Source organism: Rhizorhabdus sp. GW822-FHT03C02 (genome assembly GCF_058801765.1).
Genome location: NZ_JBXANN010000022.1, coordinates 38,710 through 61,724, shown reverse-complemented (window position 1 = coordinate 61,724; position 23,015 = coordinate 38,710). Strand labels below are relative to the sequence as shown.

Sequence of the window (23,015 nt, the reverse complement as noted above, 5' to 3'; positions counted from 1 at the left end):
CACGCCCAAACAGGCCAGCACTGTTTCACCTACGCAATGAGATGTGTGCATCCCCTAGGGCCTCCGCCGGGATGACGCATGCTTCAAGCTTTCGAGCCGGTTTTTCGCAGCCGCTTCTTCGCGGCGCCGCGTCGGCCCGCGGCGATCGCGAGGTCGGCCCAGCGGATCATCGCATCGGCCTCGTCATAGACCTCGGACGGGGCGCGGCGGTAGTTCATCACCAGCGGCTTGCCGCCTTTCGCCATCGCCTCGCCATTCTTCATCACCGGCGCGAATCGCTCGGCGGCGATCGCATTCCACGCGGCATCGCTCTCGGCATCGGCCTTGAACCAGAGTTCGTCGGCGGCGACGATCGCGAAGATGACCGTGTCGCAATAGAGGGTATGGCCGCCCATCATCCGGCGGCTGGTGACGAGACCGATCGGCGCAAGCGCTTCCTCGACCCAGGCAATCAGCGATTCGCTCATCCGTGGGCGGTGAGCTTGAGCCCGGCGATGCAGGCGACGACTGCGAAGATCAGCGCGATGCGGATCGGGGTGGTCGGTTCGCCGAACCAGATCATCCCGACGATCACGGTGCCGAGCGCGCCGATCCCGCCCCACACCGCATAAGCGGTGCCCATGGCGATCGAGCGGCTCGCATATTCGAGCAACCCCATCGACAGGGTCACCGAGACGAGGAAGCCGATCGTCCAGGGGATGTTGCGGAAGCCGTCGACATAACGAAGGCAGGTGGTGAATCCCACTTCGAAGCAGCCGCCGATGATGAGCCAGAACCATGCCATGCCCCCGCGATAGCCGCACCACCGCCCGCACGCTACAAGCAGGTGCATGACCATCCATCCCAAGCTCGGCCTCGGCCACCGGATCGCGCCGCCGCGCTTCATCGCCTTCCTGCTGGTGAGCGCGATCGGCTTCGCGGTCGCCGGTCATTGGGCCGGCTGGTCGCGGGCGGCGCTGATCGGGTTCGACGCGGGCGCCGCAGTGTTCCTGCTGTCGTGCCTGCCGCTGCTCGGCCACGAGGCCGACCAGATGCGCCAGTCGACCCAGCGCAACGACGCCAACCGGGCGATGCTGCTGGCGATCACCGGGATCGTCTGTTCGGTGGTGCTGGTCGCGATCGCGGTCGAGCTGTCGCAAAAGGCGCAGATGCACGCCGCGAGCATCATCCTGATCATCGGCACCCTGCTCGCGGCCTGGGTGTTCAGCAATTTCGTCTATGCGCTGCACTATGCGCATCTGTTCTACAGCGCGAAGCCGAAAAATGGCGGCGATTGCGGCGGGATCGACTTTCCCGGCGACGAAGGCGAGCCCGATTATTGGGACTTCATCTATTTCGCGTTCACGCTGGGGATGACCTTCCAGACGTCCGACGTCGAGATTTCGAGCGCGCGGATCCGGCGGATCGTCACCTTCCACTGCTTCGCGGCGTTCGTCTTCAACATCGGGGTGCTGGCGTTCACGATCAATATTCTCGGGGGGTAGGCTCCCAACCGCGTGTCGACAGGTGGCATTCTTACCTTGGGCGGCTCCGGCCTCCGCCGGAGCGACGAATGGTTTCAATCCTGCAGTGCCTCGAGGGCGTCGCCGTCGAGGCGCCAGGGTTCCCAGGCGGATTTGTGGGTGGCGCCGAGGCGGCGGTAGAGCGACTTGCCGAGTTCGTTCCAGTCGAGCACCTGCCAGTCGATCCGCGCGTAGTCGCGGGCCTTGGCCTCGGTGGCGAGCGCCCTGAACAGGGCGCGGGCCACGCCACCGCCGCGGACCTCCGGATCGACAAACAGATCCTCGAGATAGAGGCCGTGGCGTCCGGTCCAGGTCGAGAAGTTGAGGAACCAGACGGCGATGCCGACCACCCTGCCCCCGGTCGAGCCGATTGCCTCGGCGACATGGGCGAAGACGCGGGGGTTGTCGCCGAACAGATGGGCGCGCAGCCCCTCGGCGGTCGCCTCGACCGCGTCGGGTTCCTGCTCGTAATCGGCCAGCGCCTGGATCAGGCGGAGAATGTCATGCTCGTCGCCGGGGCGGGCAGGTCGTATCGTCACGGTCATGGCAGGACTTCTCTTTCGTAGAGTTCGGGGGCCGAAGACCCACTGGCAGGCGAGCGCGCGGCGACGAGGCAGCCGGCGACGATCAGCACCGCGCCGGCGATCGTCAGCAGCCCGACCTGCTCGGCGAAGAAGACATGCCCCCACAGGCTCGCCCAGATGAACGCGGTGAATTCGACCGGCGCGAGATAGCTCGCCTCGGCGCGGGCATAGGCCCAGGACAGCAGCCCGAGCGAGATGCTGGCGAGCAGCGCGCCGAGCAGCAGCATCGGCGCGTGCTGGATTCCCGGCACCGCCGCGAACCACGGCGCCGCGAGCGACAGGCAGATGGCGACGACGATATTCTGGAAGAAGGCGACCTCGAACGGATCGGCGACCTGCGCCTGCTTGCGCATCAGGATGATGTTGTAGGCGTAGCAGACCGCCGACAGCAGCACCGCGATCGCCCCCCAGGTCGCGTCGGGACCCATTTTCGCCATCGCCTGGCCGGCGAGAATGACGATCACCCCGGCAAGGCCCAGCCCCGAGCCGATCAGCGCGCCCGCGCGCAGCCTTTCCCCGAGGATCAGCACCGCCAGCCCCTGCGCGATCAGCGGCGCGATGAAGCTGAGCGCGATCGCCTGCGCCATCGGGGTCCGCGCGAGGCCCCAGAAGAACAGCACCGCCATCACCGCGCAAACCGCGCCGCGTTCGACATGGAGCCGCATCGCCGCGCGGCCGGGCCAGGACGGGCGGCGGATCAGCCAGGGAATGCCGCAAAAGGCGATGCCGGCAAACGCGCGCCAGAGCAGCGCATTATAGGTGCCGATCGCGAGGGTGAGCCCCTTGATCACCGCATCCATCGAAGAGAAGACGGCGATGCCGGTGCAGGCGACCGCGAAGGCGGCCGCGACAGGGCTGGGCTTCACCCTATTCCGCTGCCTGGACCTGCGCGGCCTCGGCGGCCTCGATCGCCGCGGCCTTGGCCTCGACCAGCTTGACGATATGGTCGACCATATCCTCGTCCTGGACGGTATGGTCGGTGACCCCCGAGAGATAGACCATATGCTTGCCGGCGCCGCCGCCGGTCAGGCCGATATCGGTCTCGCGCGCCTCGCCGGGGCCGTTGACGACGCAGCCAAGGATCGAGAGCGACAGCGGGGTGCGGATATGCTGGAGCCGTTCCTCGAGGGTCTGCACGGTGCGGATCACGTCGAAGCCCTGGCGGGCACAGCTGGGGCACGACACCACCCGGACGCCGCGGTTGCGGATGCCGAGCGACTTGAGAATCTCGAAGCCGACGCGGATCTCCTCCTCGGGCTCGGCCGAGAGCGAGACCCGGATCGTGTCGCCGATGCCGGCCCACAGCAGATTGCCGATGCCGATCGCCGACTTGACGGTGCCGCCGATCAGGCCGCCGGCCTCGGTGATGCCGAGATGAAGCGGGCAGTCGACCGCGTCGGCGAGGCCCATATAGGCCGAGACCGCGAGGAACACGTCGGACGCCTTCACCGCGACCTTATATTCGTGGAAATCCTGATCCTGGAGCAGCTTGATATGGTCGAGCGCGCTTTCGACCAGCGCCTCGGGACAGGGCTCGCCATATTTTTCGAGCAGGTCCTTTTCGAGGCTGCCGGCGTTGACGCCGATCCGCATCGAGCAGCCATTGGCCTTGGCGGCGCGGACCACCTCGGCCACCCGCGCTTCCGAGCCGATATTGCCCGGGTTGATCCGCAGGCAGGCGGCGCCGGCATCGGCGGCCTCGAGCGCGCGCTTATAATGAAAGTGGATGTCGGCGACGATCGGCACCCGCGCCGCGCGGACGATCTGGCGGAGCGCGCGGGTCGAGTCCTCGTCGGGACAGGACACGCGGATGATGTCGGCGCCGGCATCCTCGCAGCGGCGAATCTGGTCGATCGTCGCCTTGACGTCGCTGGTCGGGGTGTTGGTCATCGTCTGCACCGTCACCGGCGCACCGCCGCCGACGGGCACATTGCCGACCATGATCTGACGGGACTGACGGCGCGCGATGTCGCGCCACGGACGAATGGACATGCTTTTCCGTTCTAACCAGAGCGTGGGGTCGCTATAGGCGTTTCGCGTGCCTTATAGAAGGCGCTCACAAGACCCGATCAACAACAGGATTTTGCGTGGCTTCCGATCGCCGCATCACTTCGCATTGGACCGCCCCCGCGGGCGACTGGACCCTGGTGGTCCATGGCGGCGCCGGCCAGATCCGGCGCGAGACGCTCGACCCCGCAGTCGATGCCGCGGTGCGCGCCGCGCTTGATGCCGCACTGGTCGCGGGTTCGGCGATCCTGGCCGCGGGCGGCCAGGCGCTCGACGCGGTCGAGGCGGCGGTGCGGGTGCTCGAGGACGACCCCCATTTCAACGCCGGGCGCGGCGCGGTGTTCACCGCGGAAGGAGTCAACGAGCTCGACGCCGCGGTGATGGACGGCGCGACCCGCGACGCCGGCGCGGTGAGCGCGGTCACCCACAGCCGTCACCCGGTCACGCTGGCGCGCGCGGTGATGGAGCAGAGCCCGCACACGATGCTGACCGGCGCCGGCGCCGACCGCTTCGGCGCCGAGCATGGCATCGAGCAGGCGCCGCCGGCCTGGTTCCACACCGACGAGCGCTGGCGCCAATATGAGGAGCTGAAAGCCGGCGGCAGCTTCGACGCCGACCTGAAATATGGCACGGTCGGCGCGGTCGCGCGCGACGCCGCCGGGCATCTCGCCGCCGCGACCTCGACCGGGGGGCTGACCGGCAAGCGCTGGAACCGGATCGGCGATTCGCCGGTGATCGGCGCCGGCACCTGGGCCGACGATCGGGGCGCCGCGACCTCGTGCACCGGATCGGGCGAGCATTTCATCCGGGTCGGCGCGGGGCATGAGGTGTCGAGCCGGGTGCGGCTGGCCGGTCAGAGCGTCGGCGACGCCGCGCAGGCGACGATCGCGGCGATCGGCGACCTCGGCGGGACCGGCGGGCTGATCTCGATCGGCGCCGACGGGTCGAGCGGATGGTGTTTCAACAGCGCCGGCATGTATCGTGGCCTGGCCGGCGCCGGGGGCCGTCGCGTCGCCCTCTATGGAGATGAGTAGAATGATTCGCTGGTTGTTTGCGCTTGTTGCCCTGGCCGGCCTGTCGGCGCCGGCCCACGCCTGGTGGGAATATGGCCATGAGAGCGTCGCGACGATCGCGATGACGAGCGCGAAGCCCGAGACCCAGCGCGCGATCCGCAAGCTGCTGGCGAAATCGGCGCTGCTCGAGACCCCGACCTGCCCGTCGAACACGATCGAGCAGGCGTCGGTGTGGGCCGATTGCGTCAAGAATCTCAAGGATCGCTACAGCTATGCCTATAGCTGGCATTATCAGAATGTGGACGTGTGCCAGCCGTTCGACATCAAGCATAACTGCCCCGACGGCAATTGCGTGTCGCGCCAGATCGAGCGCGATACCCGGCTGCTCAAGGACAAGAGCCAGCCGGTGCGGGTGCGGGTCGAGGCGCTGGTGTTCCTGATCCACTTCATGGGCGACCTCGCCCAGCCGCTCCACGCCGGCGACCGCCACGACCGCGGCGGCAACGACGTGAAGGCCAATTACGGGGTGCTGCCCAACACCAACCTCCATTCGATCTGGGACGGGCTGCTCGCCGACCGCGCGATCTCGTCGCCGCCGGGCGGGCCGCTCGGCATCCTCGGCCAGATTCCGGTCGCCGACCGTCCGGCGATCGCCGCGGGGACGGTCGAGGACTGGAGCCGCGAGAGCTGGGAGGTGTCGCACCATGCCTATGCGGTGCTGCTCGGCGGCGACGGCTGCGGGCCCAAGCCCGATCAGCGGCCGACGCTGGGCGCCGACAAGATCGACGCGCTGATCCCGGTGCTGCGGCTGCAGGTCGCGCGCGGCGGGATCCGGCTGGCGCGGCTGCTCGACGAAGCCCTGGGTTGATGGGCGCCGGGTCGATGGCGCCCGGTTTCGGGCGGGACGTCTAGCGATGCGCTATTTCCTCGATACCGAATTCAACGGGTTCGGCGGCGAGCTGCTCAGCGTCGGCCTCGCCGCCGAGGACGGCGAGGACTATTATGTCGTGCTGCCGATCAAGCAGCCCTACGAAGAGTGGGTCGAACGCCATGTCGTCCCTTATCTAAGATCGGTGCCGCCGATGCTGCTCAATATACTCGACCGCGAAGCGGCGGCGCATGACCTCGCCGCCTATCTGCGCAACGATCCCGATCCGTTGATCATCGCCGACTGGCCCGAAGATATCGCCTTGTTCTGCCGGCTGCTGCTGATCGGGGCGAGCGACATCGTCGACGTGTCGCATCTGCGCTTCGAGTTCCGGCGGACCCCGGGCTTTTCGACCGCGCGCAACAGCAAGGTGCCGCATAATGCGCTGCACGATGCGCGGGCGCTGCGGGAGCATCTGCTGGCGCTGGAGGATTGAGGTTTTTCCTCCCCTCCCTGTTCAGGGAGGGGAGAAGAGGTTACTGCGGGACCACGGTCACCGCGCGGCGGTTCTGGGCCCAGCTGTCCTCGTCCGAGCCGGTCGCGACCGGGCGTTCCTTGCCGTAGCTGATCACCGAGATACGGCCGGCGGGGACGCCGGCGTTGACCAGGAAATTCTTGGCGGCATTGGCGCGCCGGTCGCCGAGCGCGAGGTTGTACTCGCGGGTGCCGCGTTCGTCGCAATGGCCCTCGATCGTCACGGTGACGTTCGGATATTTGGCGAGCCACGACGCCTGCTTGCTGAGGATCGCCTGCGATTCGGCGTCGACATCATAGGCGTCGGTGCCGAAATGGATCGTGTCGGTGCCGGCCTGCGCCAGGAAATCGGCGCGCGAGCCGGGAACGGTGGTGCTGGTCGGGTTCGACGGCGGGGTATAGGGCGCCGCCTCGGGCTGGGCCTGGACGGCCGGGGGCGGCGGAAGGTCCGCGGGCTTCTTCTTCGCGCAGGCCGCGGTCAGCACAAGTGCCGACACGAGCGCAATTTTCGTCACCAGACGCGCCATATCGTACTCCTTCTTTGGTTCGCTTCAGTAATGATAACGGATTTCCGTGGGTTTTTCTCCCTGAACCTTGGCTTAAGGCAGCAGGGGCCCCCAGGCCGGGTCCGAGCCGTCGAGCGGGGTCGGCACCGGCTTTTCGTTCACGCCGGTCAGATCGACCGACCACAGATCGGCCTTGCCGGAGCCCTGGCCGGTGCGGAAGAACATGATCACCCGGCCGTTCGGCGACCAGCTCGGCCCCTCGTCCTGCCAGCCATTGGTCAGGATCTTCTCGCCCGAGCCGTCGATCCCCATGATCCCGACCGCGAAGCCGCCGCCCAATTTGGTGAAGGCGATCAGATCGCCGCGCGGGCTCCACACCGGGGTGGCGTAGCGACCACCACCGAAGCTGATCCGGTTCTGGTTCGATCCGTCGGCGTTCATCACATAGAGCTGCTGGGTGCCCGAGCGATCGCTTTCGAAGACGATCTTCGACCCGTCGGGCGAGTAGCTGGCGCCGGTGTCGATGCCCGGCGAGGTCGTCAGCCGGGTCGGCGAACCGCCCGAAGCCGAGACGCGGTAGATGTCGGTGTTGCCGCCGACCGACATCGAATAGACGATGTAGCGGCCGTCGGGCGAGAAGCGCGGCGCGAAGGTCATGTTCGGCTGGTCGACCACCAGCCGCTGTTTGCCCGAGCCGATGTCGTAGACATATACGCGCGGCCGGTTGTCGGTGTAGGACATATAGGTGATCGTCTGCTGGTTCGGCGCGAAGCGCGGGGTCAGCACGATCGTCTGGCCGTTGGTCAGGAAGCGGTGGTTGGCGCCGTCCTGGTCCATGATTGCCAGCCGCTTGATCCGGTTCTTCTTGGGACCGGTCTCCGAGACATAGACGACGCGGCTGTCGAAATAGGGGCCTTCGCCGGTCAGCCGGGTGTAGACGGTGTCGGCGCATTTATGCGCGGCACGGCGCCACTGCGCGGGCGAGACGACGAAGCCCTGGCGGGTCAGCTCGGCCTTGGCGAGCACGTCGTAGAGATAGCAGCCGACGGTCAGGGTGCCGTCGCCATTGGCCTGGACGAAGCCCTGGACCAGCGCCTGCGCGCCGCTCTGGGTCCAGAACATATAGTCGGGGGCGGTGACCTGCGGGTGGCTGACGGTTTCGAGCGCGCTGCGCGCGAGCGGGTTGAACAGGCCGCTGTTCTTGAGATCGTTGGTGACGACCTCGGCGACGCGCTGGCCGAGCGAGACGGTGTCGCCGGCGGGAGTGTCGGCGGGGGCCGGGGTCGGCATCACCGGGATCGCGATCGGCATCGGCTGGCTGATGCCGCCGTTGATGTCGACCTCGAGCTGGGCCGCGGCCGGCGCGGCCAGCGACGCCATCATGGCGGCGGCAAGGCATAGGGTCAGGGGCAGGCGCATCAGGTCGTCTCCTCTGGCCCCCGGCAGGGACATAGCCCAAAACCGGGGTGTTGAGTCAAATATCGGCGGAAAGCGTCAGTTCATGGCGCGGGGGTTGAAGCGGAGCACGAACAGCTTCCAGCCATTTTCGATGTCGTATAGTTCGGCCGGCAGCTTGAGTGGCGCGCAGCGCTGAACCGCGCGCGCCGCCGCCTCGGCCATCTGCCGCGCATAGGCCTGGTTGCCGGGGGTCACCCCGAGCTGCCCCAGCACTTCAGGGGGCGCCGCGAGCGAACCATCGACGCGCATCCGCAATGCCAGACGGGTGACGATGCTCTGAGTCTCGATGCCGCCTTCGGGAATCGTGTAGCAGGGTTTCACCTGCGCCGAGATCATCGCCGCCAGCGATGTAGCGGCGGCGACGTCCATCACCGCCGCCTTGGGCGCGGTGCCCTTGGCCGGCGATTTCTGCGCGGGGATGCCCTTCAGGAAATCCTCGCCGAGCGCCGACGCCTTGGGCTTGCCCTTGACCGGCTTCTCCGGCGCGGGCTTGGCCGGCGCTTCCTTGGCGGGGGCCGGCTTGGCGGGCTTGGGCGGCTCGGGCTTGGCGGGGGCCGGCGGGGTCGGAGCCGGTTTGGGCGCAGGCTTCGGCGAGGGCGCGGGGACCGGCACCGGCTTGGGCGGCGGCGGGGTCGGCGTCGGTTTCGCCTCGGGTGGCGGGCTCGCATCCTCGACCGGGCCGACCTCGGGCGCCTCGGCGGCCTGCGGAGCCTCAGTCGCGGGGGTCGGCGCGGCCGATCGCAGCGCGACCTTGTCGACGAGCATCACGTCCATCGGCTCGCTCATCGGCGGCTTGGGGCGGACGCTCATCAGGTTGAGCGACATCAGCGCGAGCAGCCCGACATGGCCGACCAGCGCGACCCCCAGCCCTGCCCGCTCGGCGCGATCCATCAATCGCCCTCGCGGCCGGCGCTGGTGTCGCCGCTGCCGGCGTTCGCGCCATCACCGCCCATGGTGACGAGCGCGACGCGGTTGAGCCCGGCATGGTTGAGTTCGCCCATCACCGCCATCACCCGGCCATAATCGAGCCCGCGGTCGGCGCGCAGGAAGATCTGCGGGCTGTCCTTGCCCTTGCCCGATTTCGCCGCGACCTGCGCGAACTGTTCGGGCAGCGCCGCCATCTGGATCTCGCGTTCGTCGATGAAGATCTTGCCGGTCTTGTCGATCGAGATCTGGACCGGCTTCTTGTCCTGGTCGAGCGCGCCCGCGCTGCTTTCGGGCAGATCGACGGGCACCCCGGCGAGCATCAGCGGCGCGGTGACCATGAAGATGATCAGCAGCACCAGCATGACGTCGACCATCGGCGTCACGTTGATGTCGGCCATCGGCGCCCGCTTGCCGCCGCGGCCCGAAACGGGGCCCATCGCCATCAGCCGAGCCGCTCGAGTTCGCGGCTGAGGGTCATGTGCAGGCTGTCGCCGAAGCGGTGGAGGTGATTTTCGATCTGGCCGATGCTGTGGAGCAGCCGGTTATAGGCGATCACCGCGGGAATCGCCGCGAACAGGCCGATCGCGGTCGCGAACAGCGCCTCGGCAATGCCGGGTGCGACCACCCCGAGCGAGGTGTTCTGGCTGGCGGCGATATCGGTGAAGCTGCGCATGATGCCCCAGACGGTGCCGAACAGCCCGACGAACGGCGCGACCGATCCGACCGTGGCGAGCACGCTGAGCCGGCTCGACAGGCGATCGACCTCGGCGCTGGCCGCCGACGACATTGCGGTGGCGAGCCGGGCGCGGGTACCCTCGCGGTCGACCTTGGGCCCGCGCACCGAACGCCGCCATTCGGCGACCCCGGCGGTGAACAGCTTGGCCGAGGGCACGTCCTTGCGCGCCGGGCCGTCATAGATCTTGTCGATATCCTCGGATTTCCAGAAATCGGCCTCGAACGCCTTCGACTGCTTGAGCAGGCTGCCGAGGGTCAGCCCCTGGCTGAGGATGATCGCCCAGGTCCAGACGCTCGCCAGCAGCAGGCCGATCATCACCGTCTTCACGACGATGTCCGCCTGGAGGAACAGCGCGATCGGCGACAGCGCCGAAGCGGTGGGGGTCAGCGAGAGCGCATCCATCAGTTCAGTCGTTCCCTTTGATCGTCTCGAAAATTTCGATCCAGGCGCGCGGTTGTCGCCTGGGCCGGCCGTCGGGGCCAACGAACGCCACCTGAACGGCGGCTTCGGCCACCAATTCGGCACCGCGCATGACTCTCTGATGAATGGCCAGGGTCGCCGCCCCGATTTTCGGCACGCGGCTGACAACGACGAGGTCGTCGTCGAGTTTCGCGGGCAGCCGGTATTTTATGTGGAGGTCGTGGACGACATAGACGCCCTCGCCCCCCTCGATCGCGCCGCGCTGATCGATCCCGGCGACCCGCAGCATGTCGCTGCGCGCGCGCTCCATATAGCGCAGATAATTGGCGTGATAGACCACCCCGCCCGCGTCGGTGTCCTCGAAATAGACCCGGCATGCGAACAGGTGTTCGCCATCCGCAAAGCGGCCCGAATAGGGTTTTTCGTTGGGCATCGGTAACGGCTTGTACGGGCAAAGGCGGATTTTATGAATCCCCTTTCGTGAAGATTACCGGCCGAATCGCCTCAAACCCCGTCGAAAAGTCCGTCCTGGCCGGCTTCGGGCGGCGGATTGAGGCCGAGATGCTTCCAGCCGCGGCTGTTGAGGCAGCGGCCGCGCGCGGTGCGGGCGACGAGGCCGAGCTGGATCAGATAGGGCTCGATCACCTCCTCGATCGTGTCGCGCGGCTCGGACAGGCCGGCGGCGAGGGTCTCGACCCCGACCGGGCCGCCGCGATAGATGTCGGCGATCATGTGGAGATAGCGCCGGTCCATCGTGTCGAGCCCGAGCGCATCGACCTCGAGCCGGTTGAGCGCGGCGTCGGCGACCTTGGCGTCGACGATCTCGGCGCCCGCGACATTGGCGAAGTCGCGCACCCGGCGCAGCAGCCGGCCGGCGATGCGCGGGGTGCCGCGGGCACGTCTGGCGATTTCGATCGCACCGTCGCTCGATATGCCGAGGTCGAGCAGGCGGGCGGCGCGGCGCACCACCTTTTCGAGCTCTTCGACCGAATAGAATTGCAGCCGCACCGGGATGCCGAACCGGTCGCGCAACGGGGTGGTGATCAGCCCCTGGCGGGTGGTCGCCCCGACCAGGGTGAAGCGCGGCAGATCGATCCGCACCGAGCGCGCCGACGGCCCCTCGCCGATCATCAGATCGAGCGCGCGATCCTCCATCGCCGGGTAGAGCACCTCCTCGACCGCGGGCTGGAGCCGGTGGATCTCGTCGATGAACAGGACGTCGCCATCCTCGAGATTGGTGAGCAGGGCGGCGAGATCGCCCGACTTGGCGATCACCGGACCCGAGGTCGCACGGAACCCCGCCCCCATTTCCTTGGCGATGATCTGCGCCAGCGTGGTCTTGCCGAGCCCGGGCGGGCCGAAGAACAGGACATGGTCGAGCGGCTCGTCGCGCTGGCGCGCGGCCTCGATGAACACCCGCAGATTGCCGCGGGCGGCCTCCTGCCCGACGAACTCGTCGAGCGACTTGGGCCGCAGCGCCGCATCGGCGTCTTCGGTACGCCTGGAGGCGGTCAGGATGCGGTCGCTGTCGGTCATCGGCGGATCATAGCGGGAACATGGTCAGCGCGGTATCCCCGCTTCACGCCTTCGACGCCTTGCGCAAGGCGAGGCGGACGAGCGCGTCGAGGGTGGCGCCCTCGCCGAGTTCCTCGACCGCGGCGGCGACCGCGGCGCTGGCTTCGGCGGGGCGGAAGCCGAGATTGGCGAGCGCCGAAAGCGCGTCGGCGCTCGCGCCGCCCTTGGTCGCGACCGCCGGCGACAGGCCCGGGCCGAGCGGGACCCCGCCCATCTTGTCCTTGAGCTCGTTGACGATCCGCATCGCCAGTTTCGGGCCGACGCCGTTGGCGCGCGCGATCATCGCCTTGTCGCCGGCGGCGATCGCGCGGGCGAGATCGCCGGCATCGAGCACCGACAGGATCGCCAGCGCGACCCGGCCGCCGACCCCCTGGACGCTGGTGAGCAGCCGGAAGGCGTCGCGTTCGCCCGCCGAGCCGAAGCCGAACAGGGTGATCGCATCCTCGCGGACCTGCATCTCGGTGAACAGCAGCACGTCGCCGCCGACCTCGCCGACCGCGGTCAAAGTGCGCGCCGAGCACCAGACGAGATAGCCAACCCCTTGGACGTCGAGGACGAGTTGGTCGGCGGTGCTCTCGGCGAGCACGCCCCTCAGCCGCGCGATCATGCCCCGACCCCGGTGCGGCGCGCCATCGCCCGGGCGCTGGCGAGATGATGGGCATGGGTGATCGCGACCGCGAGCGCGTCGGCGGCGTCGGGGCCGGCGAGTTTCACCCCCGGCAGCAGATGCTGGACCATCGCCTGGATCTGGCGCTTCTCGGCGCCGCCGGTGCCGACCACCGCCTTCTTGACCACCGACGGATGATATTCGCCGACCGCGAGCCCGGCGCTGGAGGCGGCATAGAGCACCACCCCGCGCGCCTGGCCGAGCTTCAGCGTCGATTTGGGATTCGAATTGCCCAGCACTTCCTCCACCGCGGCGCCCTCCGGCCGATGGGTCCGGATCATCTCGGCGAGCGCATCGTGCAACAAGGTCAGCCGCCGCGCCAACTCCATCGTCGGATCGGTGCGGATCTGGCCGTTGGCGACATGGCTGAGCCGGTTGCCGTCGGCCGAGATCAGCCCCCAGCCGGTGGTGCCGAGCCCGGGATCGAGACCGAGGAGGATCATGGGTGGGGGGTTCTGCGACAACTGAAGATCATGCTTCCCCCATTTTCGTCCTCCCCGCGTAGACGCACAGGCGTCGAGATCGCGGGCCGGCCTTAAAAATCGTCATTCCGGCGGAGGCCGGAATCTCATGCGGATAAGGCGCGCCCTTACCTCCTGAGATCCCGGCCTCCGCCGGGATGACGGGCAGCTTAATGCCTATGCGTCTTCGCGGGAACGATGGGCCGCGACATTACGGCCCTAGCCCAGGCGCTCCATCACGTCTTCGGGGACGTCATAGTTGCCCCACACCGTCTGGACGTCGTCGTCGTCGTCGAGGGCGTCGATCAGCTTGAGCAGCTTGCCGGCATCGTCCTCGCCGACGGTGACCATCGTCTGGGGGCGCCAGGCGAGTTTGGCGCCTTCGGGTTCGCCGAGCACCGGCTCGAGCGCCTTGGCGACTTCGTGGAGGGCGTCGATCGCGGTCCAGATCTCGTGGCCGTCGTCGGACGAGGACACGTCCTCGGCGCCAGCCTCGAGCGCGGCCTCGAAGACCTTTTCGGCGTCGCCGGCCTTGGCCGCATAGCTGATCAGGCCGAGCCGGTCGAAGGCGTGGCTGACCGAGCCGCCGGCGCCGAGATTGCCGCCATTCTTCGACACCGCGGTGCGGACGTTGGTCGCGGTGCGGTTACGGTTGTCGGTGAGGGTCTCGATGATCAGCGAGACGCCACCTGGGCCGAAGCCCTCATAGCGGACCTCTTCATAATTGGCGTCGTCGCTGCCGCCCGCCTTGTTGATCGAGCGCTCGATATTGTCCTTGGGCAGGCCTTCCTTGCGGGCGGTGATCACCGCCGCGCGCAGACGCGCGTTCATCGCCGGGTCGGGCAGGCCCATCCGCGCCGCGACGGTGATTTCGCGGCTGAGCTTCGAGAAGAGCGACGAGCGCTTCTTATCCTGCGCACCCTTGCGGTGCATGATGTTCTTGAACTTGCTATGTCCGGCCATGGCCGCCGCCCATCCTGATCTTGATGTCGTTGAGTGGCGGGCTCTCTAGCCCCCGGCGATGGCACCGCGCAAGCTTAGTCCACAAACAGCAGTGCCGGGGTTTCGAGCAATCGCTTCAATGCCTGGACATAGCTCGCCGCGTCCCAGCCGTCGACGACGCGGTGATCGCACGAGATCGACAGGTTCATCAGCTTGGCGGCAACGACCTGGCCGTCGCGGAACACCGGCCGCTCGACGACCTTGTTCGGGCCGATGATCGCGACCTCGGGCCGGTTGATCACAGGGGTGGTCGCGATCCCGCCGAGCGGCCCGAGCGAGGTGATCGTCAGGGTCGAGCCCGACAGTTCGGCCGAGCTCGCCTTGCCGGTGCGCGCGGCGTCGGCGAGGCGGACGATCTCGGTCGCGAGCTGCCAGACGTTGCGGTCCTGCGCGTCGCGGATCACCGGCACCATCAGCCCCGCATCGGTCTGGGTCGCCATGCCGAGATGGACCGCGCCATAGCGCGTCACCACGCCGGCCTCGTCGTCGTAGCGCGCGTTGATCATCGGGAAATCGGGGATCGCCTTGCAGATCGCGGTGATCATCAAGGGCAACAGGGTCAGCTTGGGCTTGGCCCCGCGGGTCGCGTTGAGATCGGCGCGGAGTTCCTCGAGCTTGGTCACGTCGATCTCGTCGACATAGGTGAAGTGGGGGATATGCCGCTTCGACGCCGCCATATTCTCGGCGATGCGGCGGCGCATGCCGATGACCCTGATCGGCTCGTCGGCGCGCGCGGTCCCCGCCGGGCGATAGCCGCCGCCGGCATTGTAGAGCAGGAAGGCGTCGAGATCGGCGTGGCGGACATGGTCGCCCGCGGCCTTCACCTGGGCGAGGTCGATGCCGAGGTCCTTGGCACGGGCGCGGACCGCGGGGGAGGCGAGGATTTTTTTGGTTTTTTCCGCGGGCGCGACAGGAAGTTCGGGTGCAGTTTGCGGCTCACTGCCCCTCTCCCAACCCTCTCCCACAGGGGGAGAGGGCTTTTCGGGTTCGACCTGAGGATCGGGCTTCACGACCTGCGCCGCTTCGTTGGGGGCGACTTCGACCGTCGGTTCGTCTTCCACCTCGTCGTCGGTCTCGAAGCTCGCCAGCATCGAGCCGGTCGCGACCATGTCGCCGATCGCGCCGGCGAGGCTGATCACCTTGCCCGAGACCGGGGCGGTCATCTCGATCGTCGCCTTGTCGGTCATCATGTCGGCGAGCGGGGCGTCTTCCTCGACGAGGTCGCCGACCTTGACGTGCCAGGCGACGATCTCCGCCTCCGCAATGCCTTCGCCGATGTCGGGGAGCCTGAAGCTGTAAGTGCCCATATCGATCAATCCTGCATGACGCGCTTGAGGGCCTCGGTGAGGCGGACGGGGCCGGGGAAATAAGCCCATTCGAGGCTGTGCGGATAGGGCGTGTCCCAGCCGGTGACGCGCTCGACCGGGGCCTCGAGATGGTGGAAGCAATGTTCCTGGACCAGCGCCGAAAGCTCGGCGCCGAAACCGCCGGTCTTGGTCGCCTCATGGAGGACGAGGCAGCGGCCGGTCTTCTTCACCGAAGCGGCGATCGTCTCGATGTCGAGCGGCACCAGGCTGCGCAGGTCGATGATCTCGGCATCGGCGCCGGTATCGGCGACGACGCCCTGGGCGACATGGACCATCGTGCCGTAGGCGAGCACGGTCACGTCATTGCCCTCGCGCACCACCCGCGCCTTGCCGAGGTCGATCCGGTAATAGCCCTCGGGCACGGCGCTTTCGGCGAACTTCGCCCAAGGCTGGACCGGACGGTCATAATGGCCGTCGAACGGGCCGTTATAGATGCGCTTGGGTTCGAAGAAGATCACCGGATCATTGTCCTCGATCGCGGCGATCAGCAGCCCCTTGGCGTCATAGGGATTGGACGGAATCACCGTCTTCAATCCCGACACATGCGCGAACAGCGCCTCGGGCGACTGGCTGTGGGTCTGGCCGCCGAAGATGCCGCCGCCGAACGGGGTGCGCACGGTGATCGGCGCGGTATATTCGCCGGCCGAGCGGTAGCGCAGCCGCGCCGCCTCGGAGACGAGCTGGTCGAGACCGGGATAGATATAGTCGGCGAACTGGATCTCGGGGACCGGCCGCAGGCCATAGCTCGCCATGCCGACCGCGACGCCGATGATTCCGCATTCGCTGATCGGGGTGTCGAACACCCGGGTCTTGCCGAACTTCGCCTGCAGCCCCTCGGTCGCCTTGAAGACCCCGCCGAAATAGCCGACATCCTCGCCGAGCACGACGATCGTATCGTCGCGCCCCATCGCGACCTCGATCGCGCTGTTGATCGCCTGGATCATGTTCATGGTGCGGGTCGCGACCACGCCGTCCTCGCTCATATGCCCGCCGCCTTGCGCTCGTCGCGCATCTGCTGCGCCTGTTCCTTCAGATGCCAGGGCATCTCCTCGAACACGTCCTCGAACATCGAATCGAACGGCTGCTTGAGGCCGTCGGCGAGGATGCCGTTCTTCTCGGCGGCCTTCTGAGCGACCTTGACCTCCTCGGCGACCTCGCGGTCCATCGCGGCATGGCGATCCTCGTCCCAGATGCCGAGCGCGATGACATGCGCCTTCAACCGGGCGATCGGATCGCCGAGCGGCCATTTGCTGCTCTCGTCGGCCGAACGATATTTGGACGGATCGTCCGAGGTCGAGTGGCCCTCGGCGCGGTAGGTGAAATGCTCGATCAGGGTCGGACCATGATTGCCGCGCGCGCGGTCGGCGGCCCATTGCGTGGCCGCATAGACCGCGAGGGCATCATTGCCGTCGACCCGAAGCCCGGCGATGCCATAGCCGACCGCGCGGGCGGCGAAGGTCGTCTCGTCGGCGCCGGCGAAGCCCGAATAGGACGAGATCGCCCATTGGTTGTTGATCACGTTCATGATCACCGGGGCGCGATAGACCGCGGCGAAGGTCATCGCCGAGTGGAAGTCGCCCTCGGCGGTCGAGCCCTCGCCGCACCAGGCGGCGGCGATGCGGGTGTCGCCGCGCGACGCACTGGCCATCGCCCAGCCGACCGCCTGCGGATATTGGGTGGTGAGATTGCCCGAGATCGAGAAGAAATTGGCCTCGCGCACCGAATACATGATCGGCAGCTGGCGGCCTTTCAGCCGGTCGCCGCGATTCGAATAGATCTGGTTGATCATGTCGACGATCGGCCAGTCGCGCGCGATCAGCAGCCCCTGCTGACGGTAGCTGGGGAACAGCATGTCGTCATAATCGAGCGCGTGCGCGGCGGCGACTGAGGTCGCCTCCTCGCCGGTGCACTTCATGTAGAAGCTGGTCTTGCCCTGGCGCTGGGCGCGGTAGAGCCGCTCGTCGAAGGCGCGGACCAGCGCCATGTGGCGCAGCATCCGCAGCAGCGTTTCGGGTGCGAGCCGCGGATCCCAGGGGCCCTGCGCGCAGCCGTCGTCGTCGAGCACGCGCACCATCGCATAGGCATGGTCGCGCATCTCGGCGGCCTTGGCGTCGGTCGCGGGCCGCGCCACCGCGCCCGCCACCGGCATGTCGAAATCCTGATAGTCGGCCTCGTCGCCCGGCCGGAAGCGCGGCTCCGGAATATGCAGCGACAGCGGCGGCAGATTGCGGGGCGCCGAATCGGAGATTGGGCGATCAGGACCGGACATGCGGGTCATCCTCAAAGAGCGGACACCGCCGGCTTCTTGTCGAACCGGTCAGCGAGTCAGGAAAGAATAGCGGCGTGTTATAAAGTTGCTAGAGCCACGAGGGCGGACGCGCAAATTCGTCCGATCCTTGCCAACGCCGGACCGGCATGGAAATTTCCATGCGCGGTACGATGCCGCGCCGACATTATTTAGATCAGTGGCCGAGCGGGAGTCGGCAAATCGCTTCGAGGCCGCCACCGTCGCGATTGGCGAGAATCAGCGATCCGCCATGCTCCTGGGCGATGGCACGGGCGATGCTGAGCCCCAGCCCGATTCCGCCGGTGGTGCGGTTGCGCGACGGATCGCCGCGCTCGAACGGCTTGAACATCGTCTCGAGCTGTGCCGGGGGCAGCCCCGGTCCGCGGTCGACGACCCGGACCTCGGCCTCGCCATCGACCAGCGCGAGCGACAATTCGACGCCGCCACCATAGACGATGCCATTGTCGATCAGGTTCTGGAACAGCCGCCGCAGCGCCATCGGATCGCCGGGGACGGTCAGCGAGGTCAGCGTAGAGACCCCGACCGGCCGGCCGATCTCGGCCTCGTCATGGGCCAGGCCCAGCAGCATCGCGTCGAGCTTGACCGGCTCGACCTGGACGATTCGCGCGGTGTCGCGCACGAACGAGATGGTCGCGGCGATCATCGCGCGCATCTGTTCGATATCGCCCTGGACCTTCTCGCGCATCTCGTCGGGCGCGCCTTCGATGCGGAAGGCGATCCGCGCGAGCGGGGTGCGCAGGTCGTGGGCGATCGCGCCGATCATGTTGGTGCGCTCGGCGAGATAGGTCGCCAGCCGCTCCTGCATCCGGTTGAGCGCATGCGCGGTGACCCGCAGCTCGGCCGGGCCTTCCTCGGCGATCAGCGGCGCCTGCGGATTGGCGCCCATCCGGTCGGCGGCATCGGCAATCCGGCGGATCGGCCGGGTCAATGCGCGCGCGAACAGCCAGGCGATCGGGATCATCGCCAGCGCGCTGAACCCGAACAGGATGATGATCCGCATCTGCCAGGGCGCGATCAGATCGCGCGGCGGGGTGCGGACGATCCGCCAGCCCTTGTCGGTCTGCAGCCCGGCGACGACGGTGTTGAAGAAGATCGGCTCGCCGCGCCGCACGAACACGCCGCGCCGGTCGTCGACCCGCTGGAACGGCATGTTGCTGCGCTGGTCGGGTTCGAAGAACAGCCTCACCTGTTCGATCGGAACGCCGATCTGTTCGGCGAGCCGCGCGGTGAAGGCGGGCGACGCGATCATCTCGCCGACCGCGACCGGCGGCGATGCCGCATCGACCGCGGTCAGGCCACGTTCGCGCGCGCGATCGTCGTCGGGCTTGTCGGCGGGACGGCGCCGCTCCGGCCGGCCATGGCCGCCATCGGCATCGCGGCCGCCGCGACGACGGTCGTCCGCTTCGGGCCCGAGCGGACGGCGATCGACCGGCACCAGCCGCCAATCCTGGTTGCGCGGCAGCCGGCGCCCCGACAGCGTCTCGGCGATGTCGGACAGCCGGTTGAAATCGGGGCGCGGCGGCGGCGACGACAGGAACAGGACGATCGAGACCGCGAGGACGAGCGCCACCCCGCCGAGCAGCAGCAGCAGCGTCTGCCAGAAGATCGGCAAACCGCCGAACAGACGGAAAGCCCGCGGGGTCGCGATCATTCGCCCTCGACCTTGAGCGTGAACATATAGCCTTCGTTGCGGACGGTCCGGATCGGATCGTCGGGGCCCAGCTTCTTGCGCAGCCGGCTGATCGTCACGTCGATCGCGCGGTCGAACACTTCGCTTTCGAGCCCCTTGCCCGCCTCGATCAGCTGGTCGCGGCTGAGCACGCGCTGCGGCCGATCGAGAAAGGCGGCGAGCACACGGAATTCGGCGTCGGTGAGCGGCGCGGGCGCGGCATCGATCCGGCGCACCTCGCGCTGGACGATGTCGAGCGTCCACGGACCGAATCGGCGCATCTTGCCGCCGGCCCCGGCGCCCGCCACCGCCTCCTCGCTGCGCCGGCGCAGCACCGCGCGGATCCGCGCGAGCAGTTCGCGCGGGTTGCACGGCTTGGGCAGATAATCGTCGGCGCCGACCTCGAGCCCGATGATCCGATCGGTGTCCTCGCCCATCGCCGACAGCATGATGATCGCAGGGCCGCCGGGCTTGCGCAGCCGCCGCAGGATCGACAGCCCATCCTCGCCCGGCATCATCAGGTCGAGCACGATCAGGTCGGGCTTTTCGGCGGCGATGCGCGCGTCCATCTCCTCGGCATTGGCCGCGCTCTGCACCGCCAGCCCGTTCGCGCGCAGGAAGTCGCTGATCAGGGTGCGCAGATCGGCGTCGTCATCGACGACCAGGATCGCGGCGCTGGCGGGGCTCATCGGCGGGGCTTGCCTTTCACTTCGGCGTTCTGGGCGGCGAGACAGGCGGCGTTGGCGCTCTGCTGTGCGGGAGTCCTGGGGAGATCGGCGAGGGTCAGCGCCTTCCTCTGTGCCGGATCGAGCTGGCGAAAACGGTCGGCGGCGGCGCGACGGAACTCGTCGCGATCGACCGCGCGGTTGATGTCGGCATCGGCCGACGCGACCGGATTGGGAATGTTGAGAAAGGCGAAGCGCCCTGCCCCCATCGCCCCGTCATAACCGCTCTCGCCCGATTTGAGCTTGGGTGGCCGCGCCTGCGCCTGCCGTTCGCGCTTCTGTTCCTTGCGGTCCTCGCGGCTGCCGTCGCGCGGGGTGCGCGCCTGATAGGTGCGCAGTTCGGGGACGCTGTCCTCATAGGCGGCGACCTCCTCGGGCAGGAGCTGGCCGTCATGATCCTTGTCGAGCAGCGCGAAGAAACGGTCGGCGTCGAGCATCAGTTCGGCGATGTCGATCCGGCCGTCATGGTTGCGGTCGGCTTGGTCGAACCAGTCCCTGACCGGATCGTCCTGTGCGGCGTCGGCCGAAATCGGGGCCGGCGCCGGACCGCCCGGGGCCGGCGCGGCGGGCGCGTGCTTCGGGCGAAAGGGCTCGCCCATCGGCGACAGGAACAGGGTCGGCCGGATCGGGCCGGTGCAGATCTCGGTCGCCGGATCGGGCTTCTTCGCCGCCAGCGATGTCGCCACCGGCAACAGGAGCAGCGGCAGCAGGATGGTTCGCATCGTCATTCGTGCCGCAATGCCTCGATCGGGTTGAGCGAGGCCGCACGCCGCGCCGGGAAATAGCCGAACACCACGCCGATCACCGCCGAGAAGAAGAAAGCGAGCATGTTGATCTTCGGGTCGAAGATGAACGGCACCTGGAGCACCGGCGCGAGCAGGATCGTCGAGATCAAGGCGAGGAACAGGCCGAGCAGCCCGCCCAGGCAGGCCAGCGTCACCGCCTCGACCAGGAACTGCATCAGCACCTCGCGTGCGACCGCACCGATCGCGAGGCGGATGCCGATCTCGCGGGTGCGCTCGGTGACCGAGACCAGCATGATGTTCATGATGCCGATGCCGCCGACCAGCAGGCTGACCGCGGCGACCGCGCCGAGCAGGGCAGTGAGGATCTGGGTGGTGCCCGACAGCGTGTCGGAGATCTGCTTGGTGTCGAAGATGTTGAAATCATCCTCGGCCTCGGCCGAGAGATGGCGGCGCTCGCGCAACAGATCCTTGAGCGACGCCTGAATCTTGGCGCTGTCATAGGCGTCGTCGATCGAGACGATGATGCCGCGCACGTCGCGGGTACCGGTCATCCGCCGCTGTACCGCCTTGTAAGGCATGATCACGACATCGTCCTGGTCGTTACCGAAGCCGCCCTGCCCCTTGGCGACCAGCGCGCCGATCACCTCGCACGAGATATTCTTGATGCGGAAACGCTGGCCGACCGGATCCTGACCGCGGAACAGCCGCTGGCGGACGGTGTTGCCGACGATGCACACCGCCTTGCCGGCCTGCTCCTCCGCTCCGGAGAAGATCCGGCCGCTGGCGAGGGTCCAGGGCTGGGCGGTGAAATAGTCGCGGTTGGTGCCGTTGATCGTGGTCGACCAGTTGGCGGCGTTGAAGACCGCGGCGCCGGTCGACTGCACCTGCGGCGCGACCGCCTCGACCCCGACGATCTGGGTGCGGATCGCGTCGAGATCCTCGATCTTGAAATCGGGCGGCTGCGGCCCGCCGCCGCCGCGGCCGAAGCCCTGGCCCGGGCGGATCTGGAGCACGTTCGAGCCGAGGCTGGAAATCTGTTCCTTGACCGCGGCGGTCGCGCCATTGCCGAGGGTGACCATCGTCACCACCGCCCAGACGCCGATGACGATGCCGAGCACGGTGAGGAAGGACCGCATCAGGTGGCGGCGGATCTCGCGGATCGCCAGCAGGAAGGTGGTGCCGAGCATCAGGCCCCGACCCCCTGCTCTGCCATCGACCGTTGCTTCACTTCGCTGCGTTCGACCAGCCCGTCCTTGAAGTGGATGATGGTGTGCGCGAACGCCGCCATCTCGGCCTCATGGGTGACCATCAGCACGGTGATGCCGTTGGTCTGGTTGAGATCGGTGAGAAGCTGCATGATCTCGACCGAGCGTTCCGAATCGAGATTGCCGGTCGGCTCGTCGGCGAGCAGCACGTCGGGGCTGGTGACGATCGCGCGCGCGATCGCGACCCGCTGCTGCTGGCCGCCCGACAGCTCGGCGGGGGTATGGTCCCACCAGTCGGCGAGGCCGACCTTGTCGAGCGCCGCCATGCCGAGTTCGTGGCGGACCTTCTTGTCCTCGCCGCGATAGACCAGAGGCAGTTCGACATTTTCGAGCGCGGTGGTGCGCGCGAGCAGATTGAAGCCCTGGAAGACGAAGCCGAGATAGCGGCGCCGCAGCAGCGCGCGCTGATCGCGTTCGAGCGCCTCGACATGATGGCCGCGGAAGATGAACTGGCCGGTCGACGGCACGTCGAGGCAGCCGAGGATGTTCATCGTCGTCGACTTGCCCGATCCCGACGGCCCCATCACCGCGACGAAATCGCCGCGGGCGATGTCGATGTCGACGCCCTTGAGCGCCTGGAAGGCGGTCGGTCCCTCGCCGAAGGTCTTGGTGACCCCGCGCAGCGAGATCAGGGTCTCACCCGGTCTGGGATTGAAAGGCGGCTTGCCGGCCATG

Annotated in this window: 27 protein-coding genes; 4 read left to right on the top strand and 23 right to left on the bottom strand. The window is 67.8% G+C overall.

The genetic code is table 11. The annotated features are described in order from the left end of the window. Positions 1-83 precede the first annotated feature (83 nt). Complete coding sequence (locus AC1RM6_RS29820; RefSeq protein WP_493108209.1) at positions 84-467, bottom strand: TfoX/Sxy family protein; 384 nt, start codon at positions 465-467, stop codon at positions 84-86. Continuing rightward, complete coding sequence (locus AC1RM6_RS29815) at positions 464-832, bottom strand: DMT family transporter (RefSeq protein WP_493108207.1); 369 nt, start codon at positions 830-832, stop codon at positions 464-466. The genes AC1RM6_RS29820 and AC1RM6_RS29815 overlap by 4 nt, the downstream gene beginning before the upstream one ends. Here AC1RM6_RS29815 and AC1RM6_RS29810 point away from each other — a divergent pair. After that, positions 831-1,484: a DUF1345 domain-containing protein gene (locus tag AC1RM6_RS29810; RefSeq protein WP_493108205.1), complete on the top strand. Its 654-nt coding sequence runs from the start codon at positions 831-833 to the stop codon at positions 1,482-1,484. The two genes, AC1RM6_RS29815 and AC1RM6_RS29810, sit on opposite strands and share 2 nt — an antisense overlap. A gap of 74 nt (positions 1,485-1,558) precedes the next feature. Here AC1RM6_RS29810 and AC1RM6_RS29805 read toward each other — a convergent pair whose 3' ends face one another. Genes AC1RM6_RS29805 through ispG form a run of 3 tightly spaced genes read right to left on the bottom strand, consistent with a single transcriptional unit; the run spans position 1,559 to position 4,078 of the window. Next, entirely contained in the window at positions 1,559-2,047 is a 489-nt protein-coding gene (locus tag AC1RM6_RS29805; RefSeq protein WP_493108203.1) for a GNAT family N-acetyltransferase, read from the bottom strand. After that, a complete protein-coding gene (locus AC1RM6_RS29800) occupies positions 2,044-2,952 on the bottom strand; it encodes a DMT family transporter (protein WP_493108201.1) in 909 nt (302 codons plus the stop codon). Before AC1RM6_RS29800 ends, AC1RM6_RS29805 begins: the two co-directional genes overlap by 4 nt. A gap of 1 nt (position 2,953) precedes the next feature. Further along, on the bottom strand, positions 2,954-4,078 hold the full coding sequence (gene ispG / locus AC1RM6_RS29795) for a flavodoxin-dependent (E)-4-hydroxy-3-methylbut-2-enyl-diphosphate synthase (protein ID WP_493108199.1): 1,125 nt from the start codon (positions 4,076-4,078) through the stop codon (positions 2,954-2,956). A 95-nt stretch (positions 4,079-4,173) separates the two neighbouring features. Here ispG and AC1RM6_RS29790 point away from each other — a divergent pair, with 95 nt between their 5' ends. The 3 genes from AC1RM6_RS29790 to AC1RM6_RS29780 are packed head-to-tail and all read left to right on the top strand — an operon-like array spanning position 4,174 to position 6,470. Continuing rightward, positions 4,174-5,127 carry an isoaspartyl peptidase/L-asparaginase family protein gene (locus tag AC1RM6_RS29790; protein WP_493108197.1) on the top strand — a complete coding sequence of 318 codons (954 nt, stop codon included), beginning with the start codon at positions 4,174-4,176 and terminating at the stop codon, positions 5,125-5,127. Position 5,128: 1 nt separating this feature from the next. Next, positions 5,129-5,974, top strand: coding sequence for a S1/P1 nuclease (locus AC1RM6_RS29785; protein WP_493108195.1), 846 nt, complete (start codon positions 5,129-5,131; stop codon positions 5,972-5,974). Positions 5,975-6,020: 46 nt separating this feature from the next. Then, a complete protein-coding gene (locus tag AC1RM6_RS29780; RefSeq protein ID WP_493108193.1) occupies positions 6,021-6,470 on the top strand; it encodes a hypothetical protein in 450 nt (149 codons plus the stop codon). A gap of 40 nt (positions 6,471-6,510) precedes the next feature. On the opposite strand, the gene pal is transcribed toward AC1RM6_RS29780, so the two are convergent. The 18 genes from pal to AC1RM6_RS29690 form a co-directional block, all read right to left on the bottom strand. Further along, entirely contained in the window at positions 6,511-7,035 is a 525-nt protein-coding gene (pal, locus tag AC1RM6_RS29775; protein ID WP_493108192.1) for a peptidoglycan-associated lipoprotein Pal, read from the bottom strand. A 72-nt stretch (positions 7,036-7,107) separates the two neighbouring features. After that, entirely contained in the window at positions 7,108-8,433 is a 1,326-nt protein-coding gene (tolB, locus tag AC1RM6_RS29770; protein WP_493108190.1) for a Tol-Pal system beta propeller repeat protein TolB, read from the bottom strand. Positions 8,434-8,508: 75 nt separating this feature from the next. Continuing rightward, the gene (locus tag AC1RM6_RS29765) at positions 8,509-9,363 is read right to left on the bottom strand and encodes a UCP034077 family protein (protein ID WP_493108189.1); all 855 of its coding nucleotides are present in this window, start codon (positions 9,361-9,363) and stop codon (positions 8,509-8,511) included. Further along, positions 9,363-9,842, bottom strand: coding sequence for a protein TolR (gene tolR / locus AC1RM6_RS29760; protein ID WP_493108187.1), 480 nt, complete (start codon positions 9,840-9,842; stop codon positions 9,363-9,365). Before tolR ends, AC1RM6_RS29765 begins: the two co-directional genes overlap by 1 nt. Further along, complete coding sequence (gene tolQ, locus AC1RM6_RS29755; protein WP_493108185.1) at positions 9,842-10,537, bottom strand: protein TolQ; 696 nt, start codon at positions 10,535-10,537, stop codon at positions 9,842-9,844. The genes tolR and tolQ overlap by 1 nt, the downstream gene beginning before the upstream one ends. A gap of 4 nt (positions 10,538-10,541) precedes the next feature. Continuing rightward, positions 10,542-10,988 carry a tol-pal system-associated acyl-CoA thioesterase gene (gene ybgC, locus AC1RM6_RS29750; RefSeq protein ID WP_493108183.1) on the bottom strand — a complete coding sequence of 149 codons (447 nt, stop codon included), beginning with the start codon at positions 10,986-10,988 and terminating at the stop codon, positions 10,542-10,544. Positions 10,989-11,059: 71 nt separating this feature from the next. After that, positions 11,060-12,091 (bottom strand): Holliday junction branch migration DNA helicase RuvB, encoded by a 1,032-nt coding sequence (gene ruvB / locus AC1RM6_RS29745; protein WP_493108181.1) that lies wholly within the window; start codon positions 12,089-12,091, stop codon positions 11,060-11,062. A 43-nt stretch (positions 12,092-12,134) separates the two neighbouring features. Next, positions 12,135-12,737, bottom strand: coding sequence for a Holliday junction branch migration protein RuvA (gene ruvA, locus AC1RM6_RS29740; RefSeq protein WP_493108179.1), 603 nt, complete (start codon positions 12,735-12,737; stop codon positions 12,135-12,137). After that, positions 12,734-13,240, bottom strand: coding sequence for a crossover junction endodeoxyribonuclease RuvC (ruvC, locus tag AC1RM6_RS29735; RefSeq protein WP_493108176.1), 507 nt, complete (start codon positions 13,238-13,240; stop codon positions 12,734-12,736). The genes ruvA and ruvC overlap by 4 nt, the downstream gene beginning before the upstream one ends. Positions 13,241-13,477: 237 nt before the next feature. After that, a complete protein-coding gene (locus tag AC1RM6_RS29730; RefSeq protein WP_493108174.1) occupies positions 13,478-14,221 on the bottom strand; it encodes a YebC/PmpR family DNA-binding transcriptional regulator in 744 nt (247 codons plus the stop codon). A gap of 74 nt (positions 14,222-14,295) precedes the next feature. After that, the gene (locus AC1RM6_RS29725) at positions 14,296-15,567 is read right to left on the bottom strand and encodes a dihydrolipoamide acetyltransferase family protein (RefSeq protein ID WP_493108172.1); all 1,272 of its coding nucleotides are present in this window, start codon (positions 15,565-15,567) and stop codon (positions 14,296-14,298) included. Positions 15,568-15,572: 5 nt separating this feature from the next. Further along, on the bottom strand, positions 15,573-16,577 hold the full coding sequence (locus AC1RM6_RS29720; protein WP_493108212.1) for an alpha-ketoacid dehydrogenase subunit beta: 1,005 nt from the start codon (positions 16,575-16,577) through the stop codon (positions 15,573-15,575). Positions 16,578-16,606: 29 nt separating this feature from the next. After that, positions 16,607-17,896: a thiamine pyrophosphate-dependent enzyme gene (locus tag AC1RM6_RS29715; RefSeq protein ID WP_493108170.1), complete on the bottom strand. Its 1,290-nt coding sequence runs from the start codon at positions 17,894-17,896 to the stop codon at positions 16,607-16,609. Between the two features lie 193 nt (positions 17,897-18,089). Beyond that, complete coding sequence (locus AC1RM6_RS29710) at positions 18,090-19,586, bottom strand: ATP-binding protein (protein WP_493108168.1); 1,497 nt, start codon at positions 19,584-19,586, stop codon at positions 18,090-18,092. Then, a complete protein-coding gene (locus AC1RM6_RS29705; RefSeq protein WP_493108166.1) occupies positions 19,583-20,293 on the bottom strand; it encodes a response regulator in 711 nt (236 codons plus the stop codon). Before AC1RM6_RS29705 ends, AC1RM6_RS29710 begins: the two co-directional genes overlap by 4 nt. Next, positions 20,290-21,057, bottom strand: a complete 768-nt coding sequence (locus AC1RM6_RS29700) for an EF-hand domain-containing protein (RefSeq protein WP_493108164.1) — start codon at positions 21,055-21,057, stop codon at positions 20,290-20,292. Before AC1RM6_RS29700 ends, AC1RM6_RS29705 begins: the two co-directional genes overlap by 4 nt. After that, positions 21,054-22,262: an ABC transporter permease gene (locus tag AC1RM6_RS29695; RefSeq protein ID WP_493108162.1), complete on the bottom strand. Its 1,209-nt coding sequence runs from the start codon at positions 22,260-22,262 to the stop codon at positions 21,054-21,056. Before AC1RM6_RS29695 ends, AC1RM6_RS29700 begins: the two co-directional genes overlap by 4 nt. Then, complete coding sequence (locus AC1RM6_RS29690) at positions 22,262-23,014, bottom strand: ABC transporter ATP-binding protein (RefSeq protein ID WP_493108160.1); 753 nt, start codon at positions 23,012-23,014, stop codon at positions 22,262-22,264. Before AC1RM6_RS29690 ends, AC1RM6_RS29695 begins: the two co-directional genes overlap by 1 nt. Between the last annotated feature and the right edge of the window lies 1 nt (position 23,015).